The organism is Peribacillus sp. FW305-BF15, assembly GCF_058783805.1.
In genome coordinates this window covers 22,351-48,565 of the sequence record NZ_JBYSYV010000012.1, presented here as the reverse complement: position 1 = coordinate 48,565, position 26,215 = coordinate 22,351, and the positions used below count along the sequence as shown (strand labels likewise).

Sequence of the window (26,215 nt, the reverse complement as noted above, 5' to 3'; positions counted from 1 at the left end):
CTTTTGCGAATTAGCAAACGATAACATGCACTTCAATCATGATATCTTAGCCAAATGAGCATATGGAGCGTTCACTCTGTTATTTTAGTTTAAGTTAATCCAGACACTTTTGACTTCCGTATAATTATCCAAAGCATAACTGCCCATTTCCCGACCGATTCCACTTTGTTTATACCCGCCAAATGGAGAAGCTGCATCAAATGCGTTATAGCAGTTTACCCAAACTGTACCCGCCTTTAATTCATTAGCGACATAATGGGCTTTTCTTACATCCTGTGTCCATAAACCTGCAGCCAATCCGTATTCTGAGTTATTTGCACGGTTTATCACATCATCCAAATCGTCAAAAGGCATCGCAGCTACAACAGGACCGAAGATTTCCTCTTTAGCGATTGTCATTTCGTCTTCAACGCCTGCAAATATTGTAGGAGTTACAAAATAACCCTCTCCTTGTCCGTAATTGCCCCCGGTAACCACTTCAGCTCCTTCAGACTTTCCTTTTTCAATATAACCGCCGACTCTTTCCATTTGTTCACTGGATACCAAAGGCCCTATCTGGGTAGATGGATCAAGACCGGCCCCTTGTTTAATGTTTTTTGCATGGGACACTAAGTCTGCTACCACGTTATCATAGGATTTCTTTTGAATGTACAGGCGGGAACCGGCACAGCAAACTTGTCCTTGATTAAACATGATGCCCATTAAAGCTCCAGGAATGGCTTTACTCATATCTGCATCCGGTAAAATGATATTAGGTGATTTCCCGCCTAATTCCAACGAGATTTTTTTCACGGTTCCCGAAGCTTGGCGCATGATCATTTTCCCTACTGAGGTTGAACCGGTAAAGGCAATTTTATCGACATCAGGATGATCTACAAGCGGTGACCCTGCTGTTTCACCAAATCCTGGTATGACATTGAGAACGCCTGGAGGAAAACCTGCTTCAAGCGCCAATTGTCCTAAATATAAGGCTGAAAGCGGCGTTTGCTCCGCTGGTTTTAAAACGATCGTACATCCGGTGGCAAGGGCTGCGCCTAATTTCCATGCGGCCATAAGTAGGGGGAAATTCCAAGGGATGATCTGACCTACCACTCCAACCGCTTCATGACGGGTATAATTGAAGTAATTCCCAGCAACAGGTATTGTTTGTCCTACTATCTTAGTGGTCCATCCCGCATAATAACGGAAGTGATCGATTGCAAGGGGGACATCGGCATTAGTGGTTTCGCCAATTGGCTTGCCATTATCCAGGGTATCCAATTGCGCTAACGCCTCTTTATGTTCCTCCATGAGGTCCGCTAATTTATAAATGAGGCGACTGCGTTCAGATGCACTCATTTTTTTCCAAGGACCTTTGTCGAACGCCGTACGTGCTGCTTTGACTGCTTTATCTACATCTTCCGGACCCGCTTCACTCACAACCGCTAAAACCTTGCCGTTTGAAGGATCGAGAGTCTCAAAGGTTTTTCCTGAAGCAGCTTCAACCAATTCCCCATTTATCAAAAGCTTTTTGGTGCCCTTCAAGAATTCTTGCACACGTGGATTGAGTTTAATAGTTTGTTCCATGTATAATACCCCTTTTCAATTGGATTATATGTTCGATATTTGTTTGGACAATGGCTCTAAGTAAAAGGATCAGACATACTATTATGTTTTTTTCCAATTTCCTTTGGCAGACTTGCATCAAATCACTTTAAAACTGGATTGCTTGATTTCTTTCTTTCCCCCCTTTATCAAAAGGAATCAATATCTCGACATGTAATTATGCAAGACTGATGCCATAACAAAAAACCGATGAAATCAGTTAAAAAGGTGGTGGAGGGAAAAGGGAAGGTGCCTTACTGTTCCATATTGGAACAGGCAGGTGTTCCAATATGGAACAAAAAAGTTTAGTAGTTCACATAAGCTTGTTTTCATTTTGGTGGATATCTGAATTTTCTGTTATAATTAAATTGAAGGAACGAACCCTGAATGCTCTAAAACTTTGGATCACTTAGAGTTTCATTAATGAAATTGAATAAAAAACAGAAGCCGATTTACTTGATTATACATACGGGAGGATTATTCAATGTCTGTTAATATAAGCGCGGATAAAGGAACCATACCGGCATTTATTCAAGAATCATGGCAGCGGTGCATTTCGAAGGGACTTCAGCCAAGCATGATGGAAAAGGAAGATATGCTTGGTGCTTTTGAGTTGGCCGAATACCACGATCGATATGCGGAACTTCTGTACCATTCTTCTCCCATTTTAGAAGAAGTTTATCATTCGATTAATGGTTTGGAGTCCATTTTATTACTTGCTGCTCCTGAAGGATATATCATCGAAACAGTTGGGGATCCAGCTTTCATCCGCCATGCAGATAATGTTTCCTTAAGAAAAGGGGCCAATTGGCTAGAGGAATCAAAAGGAACAAATGCAATAGGAACAGCCATAGTGGAGAGGAATCCTGTATTGATTCATGGCAGTCAACACTTTCATCAGGATAACCATTTTCTTACTTGTGCCGCATCACCCATTTATCACCCTGATGGGCACCTGCTTGGTGTTTTGAACTTAAGCAGTCATCAACAGAATTATCATCCTTTTTCCATTAGCTTAGTTCAGAGGGTGGCTGATAGCATCAAACAAGCACTCTTGTTGTCCCAAACACAAAAAAGGGAGAAAAACCTTTATTTTATATATGATTCATACCCTGATCCGTTAATTACCCTAGATAAAGAAGGGAAAGTTACAGATCTCAATTCAGCGGCGTCAGATGTTATCGGCACATTGGAAAAACCGGTATCGAATATTGTATCAGGAACTGACCCACTCGTTTTAGAACGGAGGGTTTCCATTAAAGACCAGGAATTCTTGGTTCAAACCCTTGGCAAAAATATGGAACATCAATCATCCGTGATCGTACGGTTAAAAAAACAGAAATTGATTGATGGATTAACAACCAATCGTTATCAATTTACCGATATAATAAGTAATGATCCGCAAATGAATCAAACCATATCCATTGCTAAAAGAGCTTCAGCGCTTGATATCAGCTTGCTAATCACTGGAGAAAGCGGAACGGGAAAAGAACTGTTCGCTCAATCCATTCATGGGTATAGCTTAAGAAGTGATAAGCCATTCATCGCCATTAATTGCAGCGCAATTCCAGAAAACTTATTGGAAAGTGAGTTATTTGGGTATGAAAAGGGTGCCTTTACTGGAGCAAAAAGCGGCGGGCATAAGGGGAAGTTCGAAGCTGCAGATGGCGGAACCCTGTTTTTGGATGAAATCGGGGACATGCCGCTTCAAGCTCAAGCGTCTCTGCTCCGTGTGCTTCAGGAACGATGTGTGACGCGTGTCGGCGGACATGCTTCCATTCCAATCGATGTCAGGGTCATTGCTGCCACCAACAAAGACTTACAAAAAGAAATGGAAGCTGGAGAATTCCGTGCAGATTTATTTTTCCGCCTTTGTGGATTATCTTTAAAACTTCCAAATCTGAGGAGTCGTAAAGATTTATTGCTCTTAGCAGAATACATTTTAGCGGATTTACCTTATAAGAGCGAACATACTGAACTGACAGTCGAAGCTAAAACATTCATTTTGGGATATTCGTGGCCAGGAAATTTCCGTGAATTGCAAAACGTTCTCGGACAGGCTGCATTCCTAGCTGATAAGGGCCCGATTACAAGGGACATGCTTGTGGCACTTTGTCCTGTTTCTTCCATTACAAATGAGGAAGGGGCAATTGCCGATCGAGAACCAAGAAACTTTCAAGAACAAGAAACCCAGCTTATCAGAAATGCATTGGAACGAACAGGTGGAAATATCAGTAACGCCGCGAAACAACTCGACATCGGCCGAAATACGCTTTATAGAAAAATGAAAAAATATGGAATCAACTTTCAAAAGTAAGAGTTCCTTAGTATATAAAAAATATGTATGATAATTTTTCTTTTAAAATCTCTCAGATTCCCGACCTGATTTGGTCGGTTCTTGTTATTGCAAGTAACTATATGCGAACATGCATACCTTGTCTCCTTATAAGCTACATTTCACTACTATAAATAATGAAGTGCAGGAAATCAAAATCTCATATAGAATGATGTTATTGATATAGTATCTAAATTTCCGTAAGGGGATGTGTGGTCAATAGTATGAAGTTGTCATCTGAACATAAGAAGTATAAATTTGTATTGATCCAATATTTGGAAGAAAAAGAATCTGAGTTTTTAAATGAATGGAACGAGACTATTAAGATCAATGAAATAGATCCCTACAAAGAAAAGATTAAAGAAAATGGTTATGGAATGTACTCACTGGTGATCCAAACTTTCAAGGAAGTACTATCTGAAGATTTGCTGATTAAATTGGCTTACCAGGTTGCAAAAGAACGTCTTGAAGCGAATATCAACATTGGGGATTTTCTATATAATATCAATTTGGGGAGAAATATCATAATCAGAAATCTTTTTGGGGCAAATATCCCGATTAATTATATGCAGAAATTCATTAATGACATCAACTTGCACTTTGATACGTTCAGCTACCATGCAGTAACGAGATATACGAATCTTACAAATGAAGTGATTGAGGAAAAAAAGTCTTATATAAGTGAAAACCACAAAGATAAATTAGCGGTATTGGGCCAGATATCATCAAGCTTTGTACATGAATTCCGAAATCCTCTTACAGCTATCATGGGGTTCAATAAATTACTGAAGAGGGAGAATCCGGATTTGAAGTATTTGGATATCATTGATTATGAGTTAAATCAGCTGAATTTCAGGATAACCCAATTCCTCCATACCTCTAAATCAGATTTTAATGAGGAACAAAGAGAGGAAATTTCAGTGTTAAAGCTAATTGAAGAAATTCAAGAACTGACTTATGCAAATATTGTGGATGCCAGTGTTAATGTGGAAATAGATATTTATCCAAACTTCGTCATGACAGCGAGCAAGGATGGGTTAAAACAAGTGTTCTTGAATCTTTTTATAAATTCGATTGATGCCTTAAAGGATAAGGAACATCCAAGAATTTTGAGGATAAACTCTTTAATCGAGGCGAATGAGAGAATAATTAGAATTTCAAATAATGGACCGGCCATTGCAAGTGAATTGATTGAATCTATTTTTGAACCCTTTGTCACGACGAAAGAGTTAGGAACGGGAATTGGGTTATACGTATGTAAAAAAATCATTGAAAGTAATGATGGATATATGAATTGTGTCTCCAATGAAAATTTAACCACATTCAGCATCCATTTCCCTAAAATCCAGAATGAGCTTCAAAGGGTATAATACATATCATATAGTGCCTTTTCATAAAATAAAATAGTATACATATCGATATTTTTCGAAGCATGTACAGATTTTTGATTAATGGGAAAGGCTGTTTCGGATCTGCCGGTATTACATAAAATCATTCTCAAGAAAATAAATATATTTGGAAGATGCAAAATCATAATTTGGTTTTTGGCATCTTCTTTTTATCTCTGTTATTTTTCGGTATGTAAAGGTGTCGAAATCTAAAATGAAATCAGTTAAATGGTCATTTTTAATTCAATTGTGAATCAAAAAGGGTCAATAATTAATATATGAATCAAAAAATGCAATTATGATGCAATAATGAATCGTTTTTAATCCATAACAGCGTTAAACCCTAATTGAATAACTATCCTTTTTTTGGCATGGATATTGCTTTTATTTTATATAGGTATGAAATTTTAATGAGAGAGGGTGCTTTTATAAAAAAAGAAGATAGAGGAAAGAAAGAATAAGAGCTGGTTATTTTAAAAAAAAGAACTTCACTCAACAAAAAGCGAAAGTGAAATATCAACAAGTACCATTGTACGTTCCGTGTAATTCATTGAGGGGCTGATGGTAGTAAAGAGATAGTATAAATAGAAATGCATTACCGGTTAATAGAATATACGCTGTTCAATATACATATAACGATTGTGAATTTGGCCTCATGAAAACGAATGATGAAACGGGTAAAGGACTGTTAACATTGTTTTTTTGAATGAAAGATTTCTACTAGGGTACCCATGAGCAGTGGTTTACTGCGTACAAAACGTTAAATTGACAGTTTTTAAGGATGGTGACAATAGTGGCACTTCAAACAAATGAATTGAAACATGGTCTCAAGACCAGGCATGTCACAATGATTTCTATTGGCGGGGTAATTGGGGCAGGGTTATTTATCGGAAGCGGAACCATAATTGATTCAGCTGGTCCTGGTGCGATTTTATCGTATATAATCGCAGGATTGATGATCGTGCTTATAATGCGTATGCTGGGTGAAATGGCTGTTGTAAATCCTGATAGCGGATCCTTCTCAACATATGCACATCAAGCATTCGGTCCTTGGGCCGGATACACGATCGGCTGGTTATACTGGTTCAACTGGGTTATCATCATTGCTATTGAAACTACGTTATTGGGAACTATGATTCATGATTGGTTTCCTGGTATACCTATATGGGCTGCCAGTCTATCTTTCCCTATATTAATGACGATTACGAATATCTATTCAGTCAAAGCTTATGGGGAATTTGAATACTGGTTAGCTTTCATGAAAGTGGCTGCCATTGTAATATTCCTCTTCCTTGGTGCCGCCATGATTTTTGGATTGGTTCCGGGATTTGATTCACCAGGCCTTTCAAACATAACTGGAGCGGAAGGATTTTTACCAAAAGGTTTTCTGCCTGTCCTTCTTAGTGTGATATTCATCACTTTCTCTTTATCGGGAAGTGAGGTAGCTGCCATTGCTGCAGGAGAGTCTGAAAACCCTGAAAAAAACATTATTAGAGCCATAAACAGTGTCGTATGGCGTCTTCTTCTTTTCTTTGTTGGTTCAGTGACCGTGTTGGTTCTCGTAATCCCCCAAGGTGCTGAAGATTTACTGAAAACCCCCTATGCCAGCGTATTTGACATGGCAGGCCTGCCGGCAGCGGGTCAAATCATGAATATCGTAATCTTCACTTCATTGCTTTCTGTTTTGAATTCAGGCCTATATACTAGCTCTCGTATGTTATATTCTTTATCAAAAAAAGGTGATGCACCGAAAATCCTTTCCCGAGTGAATAAGCGGGGAATCCCGATTTGGGCGTTAATGGCAAGTGTTTTCTTTGCTTATGTGTTCACGACATTTAAATTTGTTTCCCCTGATAAATTGTTTGCTTTTCTCGCAAACAGCTCGGGAGGGGTCACGATGATCATGTATATCTTTATCGCCTTTTCTCATCTATATTTACGGAAAAAGACGGAAAAAGAAAATCCCGGGACACTCAAAGTGAAAATGTGGCTATTCCCTTATTTAACCTATGCGACCATTGCCGTTTTATTTATTATATTCGTTGCTCAGGCGTTTATTGATTCCATGAGATTGCAATTCTTTCTTACAACCCTTCTCACGATTCTAGTTATTGGGTCATACTTTCTGTTTTATCATAAGAAAAACGTAATTGCTGCTGAACAAGAAGGAAAACTAAAAAATATCCACGTTAAGGAAGGGTGAGGAATGTAGTCGCTTTGTCCGATTATAGAGAAAAAAGATTGACTATTCTAATAAAAGACTGCCTTTAGTGGGCGGCTCCTTGTCGACTATAGGGGTTTCGAAATAGTCTCTACCCAAACTATGATTTTAAAAGAAGACTAAGTTATCCTTCATGTTTTTACTTTTTTACGGGGGTTGTACACTTTGAACGTGAGACCCCGTAGGCGAAAGCCGAGGGCCGACCGCCCGCGGAAAGCGAGTGGCCTACGTTCCAATCAACGTCCAAATTGTACAAGCCATAAAAATAGACAAACTCGATTTACATCGAGTTTGTCTACAGCCTGGGCTGCCCTAAGTGGGCAGCTTTATTTTTGGTTCCAAAAATGATTGCATTCATTGCATGGGGGCGTTTATATATAATCGTAACCTTGACAGCCACCCCCTCTGTACAATTATGATACTCATTCATTTGCAACTTTGAAATCCTTTGCTAGAATATAATCTATAGAAAAGATTAGGAGTGGTGACTGTGGCTGAAACTCCAGCTGAAGGTTTGATTCATTATATTGCACCAAAAGGAGAGTATATCCCTTTTTTAGATGATACGGACTATATCGCTAAAGGATTGGAATGGAAATTATTCACTGCCCGTTCGGTTAAAAGAGAACTATTATATAAAAGCGGAAGTTTTCAAGCAAAAGTCAAATTGGCAGGTTATGAACAATATGGCAACGGACTTGACACTATAGTCGTCCAATTTGAAAATGGTAAGCTTAGCTGTATTAACCCTTCCTATTTAAAGGAAATGCAAAGCTCCAGTTTCGGAAAAGAACTGTTGAGTGGCCCGGTTTCCGAAACAGCCGCAGTTTCAAGTGAAACTGAGCAGGTGGATGAAGCACCAATTACGGAAAACGCCGATCAGCCAAGTGCAGAACTAAAAAAGGCAAAAACCAAAACTAAAAAGACGACAGCAAAACCTAAATTGGACTTGCCTGGGGAAAAAGTGCATTTCACCGCGACTGTCAAGGAGTTCACGGCAAAAATGAACCATTTCACTGGTGAAGAAGATGAAGTCATACTCTTGGAGAATGTCAAAGTGACAACGGAGCCTGAATTGACTATTGGCGATGCTTGGTGTGGATATAGCAAGACATTAAAAAAAGCTGAGCTCGAAGAAGGAGACGCAATCGAATTTGATGGAAAAGTGGTCGACAAAAAATACAATAAAGAAATACGCTATAAAGTAAATAATCCATCCAAGTTAGTGAAAAAAGAAGGATAAACACTCGAAGTTATTGGATGATATGGAGTAAGCCGCCGCTTACTCCTTTTTTTATTTGCCGTATTCAACATGAACTTATTAGAATAGATGCGTCCACCACTGGAATATATTCGTTTGTGGGAGATACAACTTATAACCTTTCTCCAATCGTATTGGTTTTGCGTTTGTGGTTTCATATTTTCCAGTGTTGGGGATAATACATTATAATCATGCATTCATAAAAAAAATAAGGGGGGATTTTCATATGAAAGAATTATTTCGATTATTGAAACAAGGTAATAAATCGGCGTTCATTGCTGCCTGTGTGAATAGTATCATCGCAGTGCTAAAGGGGATTGCCTATTTCATGACAGGAAATGTCGCTATGTTTGCTGAAACTTTACATACTTTGGGCGATGCTGCGAATCAGTTTTTCGTCTTCATTGGTTCTGCACTAAGTAAAAAGTCACCAACTGATCGATTCCCTGATGGTTTTGGACGTTTGGTTAACCTTGTATTACTAGGGGCAGTATTGGTTGTCGGGATCATGTCTTATGAAACGATTAAAGAAGGGTTCCATCACATTTTACACCCTTCAGAATCAACTGGTATCCTTATTAACTTGTCAGTCCTTTCGTTAGCGGTTGTGTTGGAATCATATGTATTATTTAAAGCGATGAAAGAAGTGGTCCATGAGACTGGAATCGAAGCTAAAGGGGCAGCCGTCATATTCAAGAGCTTTTCTGGTTTAAAAAGGGCAAAACCAGCGACGAAATTAGTATTTATGGAAGATATGGTAGCGACAGGTGGCGGCGTCCTTGCGATAATTGCCATATTATTAGCAAACTTCACGCCTTTTATCCAAGCGGAAGGAGTTGCTTCCGTTATGATCGGTCTTGGTATGTTCTATGTGGTTGGAAGGGTTTTTCTTGACAATGCTGCTGGTGCTCTTGGGGAAGCCGATATTGAAATGCGGCAAAAAATTGGTGCGATGGTCATGGATGATCTAGACGTAAGGGATATACAGAAACTGGCCGTAATAAAAGAAGGGGAAGATTTTCATGTTGAACTTGAAGTTGAACTGGATCCCCATATTTCAATCGCACAGGCGGACGACATTAAAGATCGTCTGTTTAATCAAATATTAAAGGAAAGAGGGGTAACGGACGTCATTATAGAATTTGATGAAAATGATGGTATCCCAAAATGGGAAGGTCAGATAAAAAAAGAATTGAATGAAATCAAAAAAGACAGCGAGTAGAAATAATGGCAGAATACAAAATGTCATGATCAGGATTATTGTGTGATTATAAATCAAAACACTAATGATAATGCTGTTCAATTCATCACGTACTTTCCTTGGGTATGCATTATAAGCTATCATGGACTTAGTTACATAATGAAGGATTATGGAAGGGTGAATAAGAATGGAGAAACAAAATATTAAGCTAGTTGCACTTGATATGGATGGAACACTTCTCAATAAGGTTGGAGAGATATCTGAAGAAAACCGGAGAGCGATAAAAGAAGCCGAAAATGAAGGGGTTTTTGTGGTATTGAGCACAGGAAGATCCTATGCGACGTGCAGTGATTTTGCAAAGTCAATGGAACTTCAATCATACCTCATTACAGTAAACGGAAGCGAAATTTACGATAACCAAGGAAAACTGGTGGAAAGGAATATCGTCGATAGTGAATCCATACAATGGATGTGGGAATTAAGCCAAAAACATGGTACACATTTTTGGGCCATTAGCTGCGATAATATTTACAGGGCTGAAATGCCTGAGAAAATCCATGATTCGCAATGGCTTAAATTCGGTTTTGATACAAATGATGCAAGCATCCGCCAAATCATCATGGATGAACTGGCATCAAAAGGAACCTTTGAAATAAGCAATTCAAGCCCAACGAATATTGAAGTGAATGCCATGGGCGTCAATAAAGCGAAAGCGATAAAGCTCGTATGTTCACTGCTCGACATTAGTATGGAAAATGTAATGGCAGTGGGTGACAGCCTTAATGACCTTGCGATGATTTCTGAAGCAAAAGTGGGCGTGGCAATGGGAAATGCCCAAGAAATTGTGAAAGAAAAAGCAGATTGGATTACAGCGACAAACGAAGAAGATGGTGTAGCTAAGGCCATTCGGAAATGGGTGCTTTCAAATTGAATCGACACTGTATATGGGGCGTATTCCATATACAGTTTTTTTATTAAAATGGTGCTGCATGACAATTAAACTTTAGCTGCTGAATTAATTTCTTGAAAATTGTGTCTTTTAGAAGTATGATAATCTTGTAGTGTTATATTTTGGTAATATATTAATAATGGGAGGTTTAAGGATGACAAGTAGTTTGCCTGAACAGTGGTGGAATCAATTAACTTTACCAGTTATCTCAGCACCTATGTTTTTAATATCCGGTCCTGAGTTAGTGAAAGAATGCTGTTTGAATGGGGTGATCGGCTCTTTTCCAGCACCGAATGCGCGGCCGATAGAGGTACTGGATCAATGGATGGGTGACATAAACGATACATTGATTGCAGCAAAGGATAAAGAACCAAGCTCAAAGATCGCTCCATGGGCAATGAATATGGTTGTTCACCGTACATATAGCCGGCTTGAAGAAGAGTTGGAATTGGTCAAAAAGCATCAGCCTCCCATCGTCATTACATCATTAGGTTCACCAAAACATGTGGTGGATGTCGTACATAGCTATGGCGGGTTGGTCTTTTCGGATGTCAGCTCTGTGGATTTTGCAAAAAAAGCTTCGGAGTCTGGTGTGGACGGATTGATCTTGGTTGCTGCGGGAGCAGGCGGTCATGCTGGTGAGATAAATAGCTTTGCTTTCGTGGACAGCGTAAGGACATTCTGGGATGGAATCATTTTGCTCGCCGGATCGATCAGTACTGGTCACAGTATCTTGGCAGCTCAGGCGGCAGGAGCGGATCTTGCATATATGGGTACACGTTTTATCGTGGCGAAAGAGAGCAGGGCAAATGATGAATATCGTGAAATGCTTGTCGATTCTGACCATGATGACATCATCTTGACCGATGCATTTTCAGGCGTTAATTGTAATATGCTTAAACCGAGCATCAGGAAGGAAGGCTTGGACCCAGAACAATTAGCCAAAAAAGAAAAAGTCGATTTTGACAGCATGTCCAAATCGTCTGAATCTAAAGCGTGGCGTGATATTTGGTCAGCGGGTCATGGTGTGGGGGCGATTAAAAAAATAGATACCGCTGCAGGCATCATAAGACAATTAGAAAAAGAATATCAGGAGTCCTTGAAGAAATTGACCGGGCAGGCGGAAAAATTAAAAGGAATTATATCGAAATGATATGAAAGCGCTTTATTTAATTGTGCTTACATGGCAAAAAAGGGTATCCATTATGGGTACCCTTTTTTGCCATGTAATATCAGAGCTAATTCATAATAAAGTATTTTCAGCTTAAAAGGCAATCTAAATGGATTTAAAGATAAAAGCAGTAAATATAGGATGTATCGCTGTGAAAAAATATTGATAAAAAGATGGATAAATGTTATATTATTTTCGTGATAATGACCAAATGGACAATATAGTCATATATTATTGGTTGTTTAAAAAGTAATATATATTTAGGTGAAAATGAAGAATGTTAAATTTACATTGCAGAAGCATATGACTTAATTTAACATTCTTTCATGCGTTTTCACCGAGATAGATTAAATAAACGGCATATTCGTCGTATAGGAGGGCTTGGTAGGCGTGTTAAAATCTTTAAAGGGTGAATTTTTAGCCATACTAAAACATCCTATGATACTCATTTCCATAATAGGGATCATACTGATTCCTTTATTATATAGCGGCACATTCCTTTGGGCATTTTGGGATCCATATGGTAAGGTGGACCAATTGCCTGTAGCCATTGTCAATTTGGATGAGGGTGCGGAGTTCAATGAAACGGAACTTACAATAGGAAAAGATTTAGTCAAGGAGTTAAAGGAAAAGAAGGATTTCGATTGGCATTTCGTCAGTCAAAAAGAAGCCAATGAAGGCCTGGAAAATCAAGATTATTACATGAAAATAGAAATTCCGAAAAACTTTTCGAAGAATGCAACGACTTTGCAGGAGGACAATCCGAAAAAACTTGATTTAATTTATACGTCCAATGAAGGGTTTAATTATATATCCACTAAAATAGGTGATGCAGCTTCGGAGAGAATCAAAGGGGAGGTTTCGTCAGCGGTTACGAAAACCTATGCGGAGTCAATGTTCGATAATTTGAACGAAGTGGCTGACGGACTCAAAAGTGCCAGTGATGGAGCTGGAGAATTGAAAGACGGAACAGATACAGTGAAAAACGGCTCCAGTGAACTTGGTGAAGGGATTATCTCAGCAAAAGAAGGTTCCAAAAAAGTGGATGAAGGAATTGACTCCCTTCATTCAGGTTCTGTAGAAATCCATGAAAACCTGGAAAAATTAGCTGAAAAATCATTGACCTTTTCGAATGGGGTCGGTTCGGCAGCTGCAGGATCAAAGGAACTTAATCAAGGGTTACAACAGTTCAGCTCTGGTGTTGGGCAAATGAAAGATGGTCAATCCGAGCTTTTGCAAGGGGCCAAGAAATCTGAAGCGGGAACTGGTGAATTGGCTTCTGGATTGCAACAGTCATTAGAGGGCTTCAATCAAATAGATGAAAAGCTGCCCGCTTTAACTGAGGGAGCAAATGGTGTAGCGGCTGGTGCCGCCCAGCTTTCAGGTTCATTGTCTGAATGGAGCGCAGCATCGAACGAAGCAAAAGCGGGGGCATCTGAAGTTTCGGCAGGTTTGGATGAGGTTATTTCCGGATTGGAACAACAATCTGAAGCTACGGATGATCCTGCAGAGAAAGCGCGTTTGGAGGGAGTGATTTCTTCTCTAACACGCATCAGTGAAGGTAGTAAAGGAGTATCTGAAGGAGTGGGAAAACTATCGGCCAGTGCAACCGAAATTGCTAAAGGCTCAAATAGCCTTAGTGATGGAGCCAATCAGTTAAGTGAAGGCACTAGTGCATTAAGCGGCGGTTTCACGCAATTGAAGCAAGCTCAGGATAAACTTGCCAATGGGGCGAATGAACTGAAAAATGGCCAAGGTCAATTGGTGTCTGGTTTGACAACATTTGGCGAAAGTATAGATTCAGCGCAGAGTGGACTTGGACAATTAACTGATGGCAGCAATAACTTGGTAAGCGGGCTTGATCAGCTTGAAGATGGCTCCAAGCAATTATCAAGTGGAACCTCACAGCTTTCCGAAGGTTCGGAAGGCCTGGTTACAGGAACGGATAGATTGAAGGAGGGTTCAAACAGCCTAACTAGCGGAATGGGAGAACTGGCGAATGGAGCCATTAAGTTACAAGATGGTATCGCCAAACTTTCAGATGGATCTGCAGAATTACATGACGAATTGAATGACGGGGCAAATGAGGCAGGCAAAATCAAATCCAATGAAGAAGTTTATGACATGTTTGCAAGGCCAGTTAAAGTAGATAAATTACCAATTAATAATGTACCGAACTATGGCACCAGTTTTGCACCGTATTTAATTTCATTAAGTTTATTTATCGGGGCTATCGTTCTGACGATCATTTTCCCGCTAAGAGATCCTGCTGTTATACCTGCGAGTGGATTTAGCTGGTTTATTAGTAAATACAGTGTCATGGCACTCATCGGAATCTGTCAAGCCATATTGGTGGACTCGATTTTAATTTTAGGTCTTGGAATCAATGTTACGAGCCTGCCGTTGTTTTTTGCAGTAAGCATTCTTGCTAGCTGCACTTTCATGGCAATCATCCAGTTCCTGGGTTCAGCCTTTGACAATCCAGGCCGGTTCATAGCATTATTGATTTTGATTCTCCAACTGACCAGCAGTGGCGGAACATTCCCCAATGAATTAGTACCTGGCTTCTTGCAAGGATTCACACCGTTCCTGCCGATGACTTATTCCATTAATGCTTTTCGTGCTGTCATCTCAACAGGAGATTATAGCTTCATGTGGCACAATCTTGCCATATTGGCGATATTCCTCGTTACGGCATTAATCTTATCACTTCTTTACTTTATTTTTCAGTATAAGAAAATGAACGGCACATTGAATGAAAATCGGGAAGAAGCAACTGTACAATGATCAAAAAAACAGCGATCCGTCTAGGTCGCTGTTTCAGACTGTAGACAAACTCGATGGAAATCGGGTTTGTCTTTTTTTATGGGTGTTACAATTTAGACGTTGATTTCCGCTTCGGGCACTCGCTTTCCGCGGGCGGTCCGGGAGCCTCCTCGGCGTGCCTTTGCGCCTGCGGGGTCTCCCCTAGACGCGCTTTTCCCGCAGGAGTCTCGCACCCTCCGCTCCAATCAACTTTGTTTTAACTTTTAGATAGTACCCTTTTGCCTAAAGTCTATATTGTTTTAAAATATAATTATAAAAATTGAGGTGATGAGGATGCTTTCTAAACATATTTCAAATGGGGTTCTGAATTTTTTAATTCCGAAACCCTTTGTCTACAAACTGAAACAGCTACCCGTCATGAGTCGCTGTTTTTTATTAATAACCTGAATATATGTGCCAAGCGCTTCCTGCTCACAAGGAAAGGGAAAGATGTCAAAAAGCGATTATAGTGACAAAACTATGGCGCAACCTGTACAAGAGTGAAAAGTATTTAAACAGCTGTTATACCCTTGTCTTTTGAGTGGCAGGTGCATATTTCTTCATTGGATTTTTTGCAATGACATCCTTCAAATAAGGATGGCCAGAAGGACCTGGTTTTCTCATAAGCTCCATTAGGTAAGATATATCGTCCATGGCCCTATGTGTTTGAAAGTTGGTGATATTATGTGCCTGCAGTAATGTTAAGAGTTTACTATTCTCAAATCCATATTGCTTCCAAGGTACATTACGCATCGTACAGTACCACTTTTGATCATTGATTTCCGGATACATTTGGTAGAGAAAACTTCTATCGAAAGAAGCATTGTGTGCGAAAATCGAATCGGTACGGTCAATGAAGGTTTTAATTTTTTCGTCATGAAAACTCTTTCCTACTACGGAGCTGTATGGAATTCCATGAATTCTGTATGCTTGATCATAATTCCTTCTTGCTCCATAGGAGAGAGGCTCCCTTAAAAATGATTCTTGATCAATAAGATTAATGATTTCCCCTGTTTCACTGCTGTATGTAAAGAGTATAAGGGCAAGTTCGATAATTTCATCTGAAGAGGGACGTAAACCAGTAGTTTCTACATCCAGTACTAAACCTAATCTATTAGTCAATTTTTTTTCCTCCAGTTGGGTTACATTCTTCTATTATAGCTGACATAGAATGGCTATTGAAAGCATTATGATCGTTTTAAAGGATTTGAAATATTGAAGGTAAGGGTGAACTAACGATACTAAAAAAAGATAGAGATTTTTAAGCAATCTCTATCTTTTTTATCCATGTTCATATGCAGTGCAAAATGTTTTCCATTTCATGTTCGGCAATTTGTACGAATTCTTCGTTTTTTTGAAGACTGAAAATGTTTTTGGATTGCTTTATATAGTGCAGTCCTTCTTCAGGTTGTTGCAGATGAACCAGATTCTTACCAGTTAAAAGATGGAGTTCCGCATATAAATATAATGATTCTATCGAATTACAAATGTTGATCCCTTTAAGAGTATAATTTAATGATTCTTGATAATAATGAAGTTCAGTCAATGTTTGAGCTAATCCATGAATGATCTTCACGATAATGGTACCTTCTTGGTTCACATGGGGAATATTCTCGATAAATTCCAGTGCATCATTGAAGATGATGATGGCCTCTTCATAATTCTTCGTTTTAAAATGGATGATCCCGATACTATTTAAAACTTCTATCTCCTGTTGATGAAGAATGACCCGTTTACCCATGGTAATCTGCATAGCTTCATTCAATAATTCAATAGCCTTTTGTTTGTCATTGTACAAATAAAAAAAAGAGATACCTTCATGCCATTTTAAGAATTGATAAAATGATATCGATTTTTCCGGTGCAGTTGCCATTTCTTTTTGAATGATTTCATAAATTGCTTCATAATTACGTGTGCGTTTGTATTTGTTAATCAAAAGTTTAATGGTTTCTATGTAATTATAGATCGGTTCATTTTTGGTAGTGAAGAAATACGGCAGGTCAACTCTAAGTTTATCCGCAAAAAGTGCCAATTCATCAATGGTTGGAGAAGTGATGCTTCTTTCATAATCTGTCAGGGCATTAGGTTCACATATATCCTTAGTCAGTTCTTCTCTTGTAAGATTTTGTTTTATTCGTAATTCGTTGATAACAGAGCCAACCTCTATTTTCATTACAATTGCCCCTTTGTACCTATGTCTAGAATTCTATTTTAACATAATTTAATTTTTATCAGTAAGATAATTGAAAGATAGTATGGTATAACTACTTTACGTGTATTCCTTGGGTATCCAACCAACTAAAAAATAACGAAGAATGTTTTCTTATTGAAGCGATCAAACTGAAATTACGTCTTTTCGATATAAAGTGAGAAAGGTATATAATCATTGATAATAGCAATCATTAGACTTGGAATATAAGAATAAATAAAAAGAGGCGGCAATCGCCGCCTCTCAGACTGTAGACAAATTCGATGAAAATCGAGCTAGTCTACAGTTTTTTATTTGAAAAAAGTTGCAGTTGATTTCAGAAATCCACTTCTTTTCCGCCGACTGTCTGCCAAGCCTGCTCGACGCAAGCGTCTGTGGGGTCTCGGCTAGCCAGTTTTTCGGCAGGAGTGTCGCAAATTTCTTCAATCTAATGGGGTTTCATTCCAAATAGGTAAAAATACATGAAGGATAACCAAGTTTCCTTATATAATCATGGTCCGGGGGAGAGTTGTGTCGACAAACTTAGAGGCGGCAATCTGCCGCCTCTGAAGCTTTTAATTTCCAATGAATTGTTGGGTCCAATAGTGGGCGTATTTCCCTCCAGTTACATGCCCGATTCCAATGTGCGTATAGTTCTTGTTAAGGATATTCGCCTTATGTCCGGGGCTGTTCATCCATGATTTCATGACAGCATCCGCACTAGGTTGACCTGCTGCGATATTTTCCCCTGCATACTCGTAACTGATCCCAAAGGATTTCATCATATCGAAAGGCGATCCATAACTGGGGCTTGTATGATTGAAATAATTATTATCACGCATATCCTCAGATTTTAGAATGGCTACGTTGGAAATGGCTGTATCCATTTTAAGTGAAGGGAGGCCCGATTTTGCCCGTTCTTCATTAACTAAACTAAGGACCTGCTGTTCAACTGATTGACTTTCTTTGCGATTAACCGTGGTAATGGATGATTCGGGAAGATTTATGATTTGTCCGATTCGAATTTGATTTGCATCGTTTATAGCAGAGTTCGATTTAAGTAATTCGTCAATGCTGACATCATATTCAGAAGCGATTTTCGTTAAGGTATCTCCTTCTGCCACCTCGTATGTATTCGCTCCCAAAGCAACTTTTGGAGATAGAAGTGATAGTGACAGTGCTGATAAAAGGATGATTTTCTTCATTTTAATTCCTCCTAGTAGAATATCTGGATTGGTAATATAGTATCCTATAAAAATAGTTTTGTGTAAAATTAGCTCATTCTCATTCTTTATAGGACTAGGAAAAAGGATAGTATAAGAATATACATAATAAGGGTCCATATAACTTGGCAGATTATATGGTAAATGAAAATCATAGGTCTATTTGATAAATTGGAATGCTGAATTTCTGGAAAAAAAGAATCATTTTACGTTTGCAGGCCATGTTTTTCAGGGAAATAACAAGTACATCAAAACGATATAGTTATATGGAACTAAAAAGGTTGAAACTAATTAATTATCCCAAGGGTGGAGCTTGTATGGATTTAAAGGCAGGGAAAGTGTTTTGCAAAGATACATTTGAAGCGAGAAAATATCCCATGTTGGAGGAAGACCTTCCATGTGATGTTTGTATAGAAGGAAGCGGTTTATGCACACTGTGCCTATTTTTTGACAGAGACTGGTCTGATTTTTTTCCTGATCGATAAAAGGGATGCTAGTGAAGGAAGTACGGTTGCGAACACTGGACTTTTACAGTTTTCAAATGAGTAGAAAAAGCTTGTACTATGCATCCAACCCCATGGATGTTTCTAAGCTTAAAGAGAATATAGGAATCTTAAAACCCGAAATTTCCCTGTTGAATATTATACTGAAAAAGAGATTAACCGGAAATTTTCGTTTTCGAAAGGCGTACGTGTCTATGCAAAAACAAAAATCAATGGAAAGATACTAAAAGAGAATCAAACCCAGTTATTTATCGAAACGGGTCATACGGTACATGCACAGACGGTCATCTTCGCAACTGGTTATGAAGCCCAAAAAGAAGTTAAGGATAAAAATGCAGTGGTTCTCAGTTCATATGCCATAGCAACAAATCAAATAGCCGGTCAAGTTCAATGGCATGATAATATGATGATTTGGGAAACGGCACGGCCTTATTTGTATGCAAGAAAAACTCCTGGCAATCGAATTAACATTGGTGGTCTTGATGAATCGACCGGTTATCTGAATAAAAGGGTTCCAATGATTTTGAACAATAGAGATAAATTAATAAAGCAGCTTGTCAATCTGTTTCCAGAATTAGAGAATCGGATCTGGGCTGATTATTATTGGGGAGCTTTGTGAGATCCATGATGGTTTACCGACAATAGGAATGTATCCTGACCATCCTAATTCTACTTCTTATTGGGTTATGGCGGGAATGTGACGGTTTACAGTGTCAACCGTTCCCAAAATAATCAGGGATTAAGGCATTTTTCAAAAAGTATTGTCCATTAAGACAGGTATCTCTTCATCTTGAATAGAATTAAGTAGACAGCTGAATATACGGGAGGGATTCTTCGATGTGGTTTAAGGAATTGGAAACAGAAAGACTGCATTTAATCGAAATAGGTCACCATCATGCCGAGAGTCTGTTTGAAATCCTCTCTAAAGATGAAGTGACCAAATATGATGGGATAGAAAGTTTAACTCTAGTAGAAGATGCCCGCCGCTTAATCGACTCGTTTAAAAGTGCTTATATAAACAAACGAGGGATGCGGTGGGGGGTCATTCTAAAGGATTCAGGCAAGTTCATCGGTACTGTTGGCCTGCATCAATTGAGCCTAGCCAACAAACGCACCGAAATAGGATATGAAATCCATCCTGAATATTGGAGGAAACACTTTACGTCTGAAGCTGTCAACGTAGTATTGCGCTATTGCTTTGAGGAATTGAGACTAAACAGAATCGCCGCTTTAACTTTCAAGGATAATATTGCATCCAGAAACCTTCTGAAGAAATTTGGATTCAAAGAGGAAGGCAGCCTCAGAAGTTATCTATTTCTTCGTGACCAGTACCATGATGCCCTGGTATTTTCCTTGTTGAGTACGGAGTATTGCCAGTTAAGGCAACAAAGTGTTCAGGAATCATATAGATTTTAGTTTGGTATAGAAGATTGCAGCTGGCCCAAAGTGCCAGTTTTTTTATTTGCAGATGATTTTATATCAGTAAAGGACAATATACATATTTTTCATGTTAAAATGGTATGCGAATTCATTAATCAGTCCGGATGGACATAAAAAGGAGCAAAATCATTGTGAAGATATTATTTCCGTTGCTTGCGGTCCTGGGCGGAATCACCATTGCCATACAAGGACAAATCAATGGTGGATTAGGAAAAAAAGTGGGGGTCATTGAAGCTTCCTTCATTTCGTTTGGAATCGGGACTCTCGCTTTATTATTTATTGTTTTGTTTGCGGGAAATGGAAATATTTCTGCCATCGCGTCTGTACCCAAATGGCAATTAACAGGCGGGCTGTTAGGGGCTATTTATGTCATTGTGATCGTATTGGTAGTGCCTCGGATTGGAGTGGCACCGGCATTGGTCGGGGTTATAGCAGGCCAGATAATTATTGGGGCAGTCATTGACCATTTCGGTTTATTCGGAGGCGTACGCATCCCATTGGATGCGAAAAAGGTGGCAGGAATTTGTTTACTTTTCGTGTCATTATATTTGTTTAATCATAAATGAAGAAGGGGCACTTTTCATTGAAACGACGGGTACATATAGGGGAATATTTCTATTCCCCTATAGTTAATGCCTATTATTTGGAGATTGATTAAAGAAAACTAAATATTTTAATCAAGTAATGCATTATTCTGCTAAAATATATTATTTGAGAGGGGATAGTTTGCTAGGAAAGTTGTCTTAGTAATCAATCTGATATGAATTATTAGAATATTGAGAAATAAATAGACAAGAGAACCTATATGAATACTGATTTAGAGGGGTTTGTAAAAACACCTGGAAGTCGGAAGTCCTTTTAGGTGATCATTTCTATTTACCTAGTATCTAGATCGAATTGATTAGCAATTAATTACTATATTGTGAAAAAGTACTCACCGGTTTATTGATTTTTTGGTTTATTCGTAATATACTTAAAATTCAACATCTTTAATTCGAGGTATAGTATCCTTGGCGAGGTGAAAAAAAGGTGATTTTATACCTAGTAAACTGCATTAATTGCTTTTTTTAGGTAGAAATTAAGATTTATGCAAACGGTTCGCTAATTGTTTTTGGTGAATTCCTGCAATGAATGCTTCTACTTTTCCTCGCAATCATTATATGTACTATACGGAAGATTAATAGGTGTTAGAAGGATAATCTCTTAAATGGGAATATTCTAAGAAAGATTAAAGATGAGGGGGAATATTTTTTGAAAAAGTCTAAATTTTCAGTGCTTGCTCTTCTTATGGCCATCATGCTTATGCTTGCGGCATGCAACGGCGGTTCGAAGGAAACTTCGAATGAAAAAGAAGGCGGCTCGGGTGACTCATCCGGATCAAAAGTATTAAACGTAAACAACTCAAGTGAACCTGGTTCGCTTCACCCTGCCAATGCGCAAGGTACTCATGAATCATGGATCCTTGAACATACGTTTGAGGGACTCACAAAGAAAACAGAAGAGGGCAAAATCGTACCTGGTTCTGCTGAATCATGGGAAATCAGTGAAGATGGATTAACTTGGACATTCAAATTGAAAGATGGTTTGAAATGGTCAAATGGAGATCCGCTTACAGCCAATGACTTCGAATATGCTTGGAAATATGCTTTGAAACCGGAAACAGCTGCTGATTATGCTTACCAACTTTATTATCTTAAAGGCGGGGAAGCATACAACAGTAAGAAAGGGAAGGAAGAGGACGTAGGCGTTAAAGCGACAGACGATCATACATTAGTCGTTACTTTGGAACAGCCTACACCATATTTCCTTGACTTGACTTCTTTCTATACTTTCTATCCAATCGATAAAAAGGTACAGGAAGAAAATCCAAAATGGGCTCTGGATGCAAAAACACACGTTTCAAACGGTCCGTTCAAATTAACGGAGTGGAAACATAAAGAAAGCCTGAAAATCGAAAAGAATGAAAATTACTACGATAAAGATAAAATCAAATTGGATGCGGTTAACTTTGCTCTAATTGAAGATGAAAATACTGCATGGCAAATGTATCAGAGTGGCGAATTGGACCTCGCTTATCCACTGCCAGTGGATATTCAAGGTCAAATGGTCAATTCTGATGATAAAGAATTCAAAATGGGCAAAGAACTTGCCGTTTACTATTACAACTTTAATACAGAAGTGAAACCTTTCAATAATGCTAAAGTAAGGAAAGCGCTTTCGATGGCTATCGAGCGTCAAAAAATCACCGAAAATGTTGCTCAAGGCGGACAAAAGCCTGCTTTCGGCGTAGTCCCTCCGGGTATTCCTGATGCATCTGGAGATTTCCAGGAAAATACAGGTAACCTATTTAAGGAAGATGTTAAAGAAGCTAAGAAATTGTTAAAAGAAGGACTTGCTGAAGAAGGCATGAAAGAATTACCTGAGTTTTCAATTTTGTATAACACTTTAGATTCACACAAGAAAATTGCTGAAGCGGTTCAAGGAATGTGGCGTGATAACCTGGGTGTTGAAGTGACACTTGAAAATGCGGAATTCCAAGTTAAGCTTGACCGTGAAAAAGCTGGTGACTTTGAAATTTCCCGTGCAGGATGGGTTGGAGACTATGTTGACCCGATGACATTCATGCTTTGGGAAACGGACGGCGCCTATAATGATGCAGGTTGGTCAAACAAAGAATATGATAATTTATTAAAAGAAGCAAAATCTACAATGGATCCAAAAGAACGCATGGATGCTTTGCATAAAGCAGAGAAAGTCATGATTGACGAAATGCCGATCCTTCCGGTTTACTTCTATACTAAACCATATATGGTTAAATCGAATGTTACTGGAGTTTATGCTCCAATTAACGCTTATCCGAACTTTATTTACGCGGATAAAAAATAATAGAAGGATAATAGTGAAATGGGAGGTATGTCCGATTAAGGACATACCCCATTTTTCAATTGCGAATTTGAATATTTCATGCATTCATTTCCGTTTTCAACTTCTTAGAAAATCGATGATTGGGGTGATTACCATGTTGAGATATACATTAAACCGTTTTAAATGGGCGATTATTACTTTATGGGCTGTTATTACATTAACGTTCATCATAATGCATACGATTCCGGGAAATCCATTTGCAAAAGAAGGAGCCATGCCTCCTGCTGTTTATGAAAACCTTCAAGTCCACTATGGATTGGACAAGCCGTTGTTGACCCAATATGGGAATTATTTATTGGAAGTCGTTCAATTTGATTTTGGTCCTTCATTGAAATCCTCATCCATTTCCGTGAATGATTACATTTTGAAGGGGTTTCCGGTGTCCTTGCACTTAGGGGCACAAGCCTTGGTGATTGCCATCTTCTTTGGCCTCATTTTGGGTGTCGTGGCATCACTGAAAAGAAATAAATGGCCCGACTATTTATCAATGATCATTGCCATCGTAGGGATTTCCGTTCCTAACTTTATCCTGGCGACTATTTTAATCAATTATTTTGCAATTAAGTGGAATATATTCCCTGTTGCTACATGGGCGACATGGCAGCATACCATTTTACCATCCATTGCCCTTTCCATGATGCCGCTTGCTTTCATCGCGAGACTGATGCGGACAAGCATGCTTGAAGTAATGGGGCAGGATTACATTTTGACAGCAAAAGCCAAAGGATTGAAACGGAGCGGTGTCATAATCAAACATGCGATTCGGAATGCGTTATTGCCGATTATCACGGTTCTGGGCATCCTTACGGCTAATATCGTGACAGGAAGCTTCATCATTGAACGAATTTTTGGTATTCCTGGCATGGGAGATATGTTCGTAAAGGGAATATCCAACAGGGACTACCCGGTGATTCTTGGTTCCACAATTGTGTATAGTGCGGTGCTTATTTTATTGATATTCATCGTTGATATAGCCTATACGTTGATTGATCCTAGAATTAAAGTGACGGGGGAGAAGAAATAATGGCAGATAAAGTGCATTTAACCGAAGATATGTTCCAACCCGCCGACGGCAACTTTAAGGAAGCGGAAAAAATAGCAAGACCTACAGTTTCATATTGGTCTGACGTCTGGCGTCGATTTAAAGAAAATAAGCTGGCGATGACGGGGTTTATTCTTATAATCCTCTTGGTCTTGATGGCGATTTTTGGTCCGTACATTAACGGATATACTTATTATGGACAAGATTTCGATAAAAAGAATCTTAGCCCAAATAGCGAGCATTGGTTTGGAACGGATTCATCAGGAAGGGATCTATTTACGCGAGCTTGGTACGGTGCAAGGATATCCTTGTTCATTGGATTGATGGCAGCGCTTATCGACTTTTTAATTGGTGTCCTTTATGGCGGGATTTCTGCCATTCGCGGTGGACGCACGGATAATATCATGATGCGTTTCGCTGAGGTGATCTATGCGATTCCATACCTATTGATGGTTATCTTAATGATGGTCGTATTAAAACCTGGTATTCTGCCGATCATCATTGCGATGTCGATTACGGGGTGGATTCCGATGGCGCGACTGGTACGGGGCCAGGTTTTACAACTGAAAGAGAATGAATATATCCATGCTGCTACAATCTCTGGAGCCAATACGAGCTGGACTTTAAGAAAACACATGATTCCAAATACAATGGGACCGATCCTTGTCAATTTAACGTTGACTGTACCTACTGCCATTTTTGCCGAAGCTACACTTAGCTTTTTGGGACTGGGAGTTCCGGCACCTCAGGCAAGCTGGGGAACATTGACAAGTGATGCACTGGGAAGCATTCTGGTAGGGAATTTCTATCAACTGTTAATCCCGGCAATATTGATTTCCTTAACGATGTTCGCGTTCAATGTGGCTGGTGACGGATTGCAGGATGCCTTAGATCCAAAACTACGGAAATAAATGAGTCCTAACATAATGATTTGATATTACTAGAATAGGAGGGACGATGATGGAGAACCTATTAGAAGTCAACGATTTACAAATCACTTTCCATACTTATGCAGGTAAAGTGCAAGCGGTTCGCGGTGTGAACTTTGGCGTGAAAAAAGGGGAAGCCGTTGCAATTGTTGGGGAGTCCGGATGCGGCAAAAGTGTTACAGCGAAATCTATCATGAGATTATTGGAAACACCCCCGGCAGAGTATGGAAAAGGGTCGATAAACTTTGGCGGTAAAGACCTTCTTAAAATGAGTGAAAAGGAAATGCAGAAGATTCGCGGGAATGAAATCAGCATGATTTTCCAGGATCCGATGACTTCGCTCAATCCAACGACAAAAATCGGCAGCCAGATCATGGAAGGCATTTTAAAGCATAATAAAAATATGTCCCGAAATGATGCATACGAACGGGCGTTGGAAACACTGAAACTAGTAGGTATTCCACAGCCGGAAAAAAGGATGCAGCAATATCCGCATGAGTTTTCAGGTGGTATGCGCCAAAGGGCAATGATAGCGATGGCCCTTGCTTGTGAACCGAAATTACTGATTGCCGATGAACCTACAACTGCATTGGATGTAACGATACAAGCGCAAATTTTGGAACTGATGAAAGATATCCAACGAAGAATGGATACTTCCATCATTTTAATCACTCATGATTTAGGTGTGGTTGCGGAAACTTGTGAACGGGTAGTCGTCATGTATGCAGGCAAGGTTGTGGAGACGGGTACGGTAGAGGCAATATTTTCAAACCCGCAGCATCCTTATACAAGAGGTTTGCTTAAAACGGTGCCGAGGCTGGATATGGAAAAAACGGCTCCGTTGGTTCCGATTATCGGATCACCACCTGATTTATTGGATCCGCCAAAAGGATGCCCATTTTACCCAAGATGTGAATCAGCAATGAAAGTGTGCAAAGACCATGATCCGGAGCTTGAAGTAGTGGAAGAAGGTCAGACAGCCGCATGCTGGCTGCACCACCCGATGGCCAAGGCAGCACAGGTACAAGCACCGACTAACGTATAAAGGAG

At 39.3% G+C, this 26,215-nt stretch carries 19 protein-coding genes; 15 read left to right on the top strand and 4 right to left on the bottom strand.

Translation table 11 applies throughout. From position 1 onward, the window contains the following. Positions 1-84: 84 nt before the first annotated feature. On the bottom strand, positions 85-1,566 hold the full coding sequence (locus AC3WLU_RS14500) for an aldehyde dehydrogenase family protein (RefSeq protein ID WP_278089720.1): 1,482 nt from the start codon (positions 1,564-1,566) through the stop codon (positions 85-87). A 502-nt stretch (positions 1,567-2,068) separates the two neighbouring features. On the opposite strand from AC3WLU_RS14500, the gene AC3WLU_RS14495 reads away from it, so the two are divergent. The 8 genes from AC3WLU_RS14495 to AC3WLU_RS14460 all read left to right on the top strand — a co-directional run bounded on the left by AC3WLU_RS14495 (position 2,069) and on the right by AC3WLU_RS14460 (position 14,897). Next, on the top strand, positions 2,069-3,901 hold the full coding sequence (locus tag AC3WLU_RS14495; RefSeq protein WP_278089719.1) for a sigma-54-dependent Fis family transcriptional regulator: 1,833 nt from the start codon (positions 2,069-2,071) through the stop codon (positions 3,899-3,901). A gap of 242 nt (positions 3,902-4,143) precedes the next feature. Next, the gene (locus AC3WLU_RS14490) at positions 4,144-5,289 is read left to right on the top strand and encodes a histidine kinase N-terminal domain-containing protein (protein ID WP_369316683.1); all 1,146 of its coding nucleotides are present in this window, start codon (positions 4,144-4,146) and stop codon (positions 5,287-5,289) included. Between the two features lie 802 nt (positions 5,290-6,091). After that, a complete protein-coding gene (locus tag AC3WLU_RS14485; protein ID WP_141489663.1) occupies positions 6,092-7,510 on the top strand; it encodes an amino acid permease in 1,419 nt (472 codons plus the stop codon). Between the two features lie 508 nt (positions 7,511-8,018). Continuing rightward, a complete protein-coding gene (locus AC3WLU_RS14480) occupies positions 8,019-8,771 on the top strand; it encodes a hypothetical protein (protein WP_283928596.1) in 753 nt (250 codons plus the stop codon). Between the two features lie 244 nt (positions 8,772-9,015). Then, on the top strand, positions 9,016-10,011 hold the full coding sequence (locus tag AC3WLU_RS14475) for a cation diffusion facilitator family transporter (RefSeq protein WP_063576112.1): 996 nt from the start codon (positions 9,016-9,018) through the stop codon (positions 10,009-10,011). A gap of 166 nt (positions 10,012-10,177) precedes the next feature. Then, complete coding sequence (locus tag AC3WLU_RS14470) at positions 10,178-10,921, top strand: Cof-type HAD-IIB family hydrolase (protein WP_413003423.1); 744 nt, start codon at positions 10,178-10,180, stop codon at positions 10,919-10,921. A gap of 172 nt (positions 10,922-11,093) precedes the next feature. After that, on the top strand, positions 11,094-12,092 hold the full coding sequence (locus AC3WLU_RS14465) for an NAD(P)H-dependent flavin oxidoreductase (RefSeq protein WP_413003425.1): 999 nt from the start codon (positions 11,094-11,096) through the stop codon (positions 12,090-12,092). Between the two features lie 408 nt (positions 12,093-12,500). Next, positions 12,501-14,897, top strand: coding sequence for a YhgE/Pip family protein (locus tag AC3WLU_RS14460; protein WP_492597461.1), 2,397 nt, complete (start codon positions 12,501-12,503; stop codon positions 14,895-14,897). A gap of 540 nt (positions 14,898-15,437) precedes the next feature. Here AC3WLU_RS14460 and AC3WLU_RS14455 read toward each other — a convergent pair. The 3 genes from AC3WLU_RS14455 to AC3WLU_RS14445 all read right to left on the bottom strand — a co-directional run bounded on the left by AC3WLU_RS14455 (position 15,438) and on the right by AC3WLU_RS14445 (position 18,308). After that, positions 15,438-16,037, bottom strand: coding sequence for an exonuclease domain-containing protein (locus AC3WLU_RS14455; RefSeq protein ID WP_413003429.1), 600 nt, complete (start codon positions 16,035-16,037; stop codon positions 15,438-15,440). Positions 16,038-16,206: 169 nt separating this feature from the next. Continuing rightward, on the bottom strand, positions 16,207-17,088 hold the full coding sequence (locus tag AC3WLU_RS14450; protein ID WP_492597460.1) for a helix-turn-helix domain-containing protein: 882 nt from the start codon (positions 17,086-17,088) through the stop codon (positions 16,207-16,209). Positions 17,089-17,678: 590 nt separating this feature from the next. Beyond that, a complete protein-coding gene (locus AC3WLU_RS14445) occupies positions 17,679-18,308 on the bottom strand; it encodes a CAP domain-containing protein (protein WP_098865132.1) in 630 nt (209 codons plus the stop codon). A gap of 675 nt (positions 18,309-18,983) precedes the next feature. Between AC3WLU_RS14445 and AC3WLU_RS14440 the strand changes: the two genes are divergently transcribed. The 7 genes from AC3WLU_RS14440 (at position 18,984) to AC3WLU_RS14410 (ending at position 26,210) form a co-directional block, all read left to right on the top strand. Then, positions 18,984-19,448: an FAD-dependent oxidoreductase gene (locus AC3WLU_RS14440; protein WP_413005051.1), complete on the top strand. Its 465-nt coding sequence runs from the start codon at positions 18,984-18,986 to the stop codon at positions 19,446-19,448. 218 nt (positions 19,449-19,666) lie between these two features. Beyond that, a complete protein-coding gene (locus AC3WLU_RS14435; RefSeq protein WP_057277520.1) occupies positions 19,667-20,245 on the top strand; it encodes a GNAT family N-acetyltransferase in 579 nt (192 codons plus the stop codon). Between the two features lie 155 nt (positions 20,246-20,400). Next, a complete protein-coding gene (locus AC3WLU_RS14430) occupies positions 20,401-20,835 on the top strand; it encodes a DMT family transporter (RefSeq protein ID WP_098865135.1) in 435 nt (144 codons plus the stop codon). A 685-nt stretch (positions 20,836-21,520) separates the two neighbouring features. Continuing rightward, positions 21,521-23,155 (top strand): peptide ABC transporter substrate-binding protein, encoded by a 1,635-nt coding sequence (locus AC3WLU_RS14425; RefSeq protein ID WP_413005037.1) that lies wholly within the window; start codon positions 21,521-21,523, stop codon positions 23,153-23,155. Positions 23,156-23,288: 133 nt separating this feature from the next. After that, positions 23,289-24,218 carry an ABC transporter permease gene (locus AC3WLU_RS14420; RefSeq protein WP_034311122.1) on the top strand — a complete coding sequence of 310 codons (930 nt, stop codon included), beginning with the start codon at positions 23,289-23,291 and terminating at the stop codon, positions 24,216-24,218. Beyond that, on the top strand, positions 24,218-25,147 hold the full coding sequence (locus tag AC3WLU_RS14415; RefSeq protein ID WP_057277522.1) for an ABC transporter permease: 930 nt from the start codon (positions 24,218-24,220) through the stop codon (positions 25,145-25,147). Before AC3WLU_RS14420 ends, AC3WLU_RS14415 begins: the two co-directional genes overlap by 1 nt. A gap of 49 nt (positions 25,148-25,196) precedes the next feature. Then, positions 25,197-26,210: an ABC transporter ATP-binding protein gene (locus AC3WLU_RS14410; protein WP_057277523.1), complete on the top strand. Its 1,014-nt coding sequence runs from the start codon at positions 25,197-25,199 to the stop codon at positions 26,208-26,210. Positions 26,211-26,215: the final 5 nt, after the last annotated feature.

Bases quoted from the DNA above. Each gene is read 5' to 3' on its own strand.
- AC3WLU_RS14500 (WP_278089720.1), bottom strand. From the start codon at position 1,566: ATGGAACAAACTATTAAACTCAATCCACGTGTGCAAGAATTCTTGAAG.
- AC3WLU_RS14495 (WP_278089719.1), top strand. From the start codon at position 2,069: ATGTCTGTTAATATAAGCGCGGATAAAGGAACCATACCGGCATTTATT.
- AC3WLU_RS14490 (WP_369316683.1), top strand. From the start codon at position 4,144: ATGAAGTTGTCATCTGAACATAAGAAGTATAAATTTGTATTGATCCAA.
- AC3WLU_RS14475 (WP_063576112.1), top strand. From the start codon at position 9,016: ATGAAAGAATTATTTCGATTATTGAAACAAGGTAATAAATCGGCGTTC.
- AC3WLU_RS14470 (WP_413003423.1), top strand. From the start codon at position 10,178: ATGGAGAAACAAAATATTAAGCTAGTTGCACTTGATATGGATGGAACA.
- AC3WLU_RS14465 (WP_413003425.1), top strand. From the start codon at position 11,094: ATGACAAGTAGTTTGCCTGAACAGTGGTGGAATCAATTAACTTTACCA.
- AC3WLU_RS14450 (WP_492597460.1), bottom strand. From the start codon at position 17,088: ATGAAAATAGAGGTTGGCTCTGTTATCAACGAATTACGAATAAAACAA.
- AC3WLU_RS14445 (WP_098865132.1), bottom strand. From the start codon at position 18,308: ATGAAGAAAATCATCCTTTTATCAGCACTGTCACTATCACTTCTATCT.
- AC3WLU_RS14435 (WP_057277520.1), top strand. From the start codon at position 19,667: ATGTGGTTTAAGGAATTGGAAACAGAAAGACTGCATTTAATCGAAATA.
- AC3WLU_RS14420 (WP_034311122.1), top strand. From the start codon at position 23,289: ATGTTGAGATATACATTAAACCGTTTTAAATGGGCGATTATTACTTTA.
- AC3WLU_RS14415 (WP_057277522.1), top strand. From the start codon at position 24,218: ATGGCAGATAAAGTGCATTTAACCGAAGATATGTTCCAACCCGCCGAC.
- AC3WLU_RS14410 (WP_057277523.1), top strand. From the start codon at position 25,197: ATGGAGAACCTATTAGAAGTCAACGATTTACAAATCACTTTCCATACT.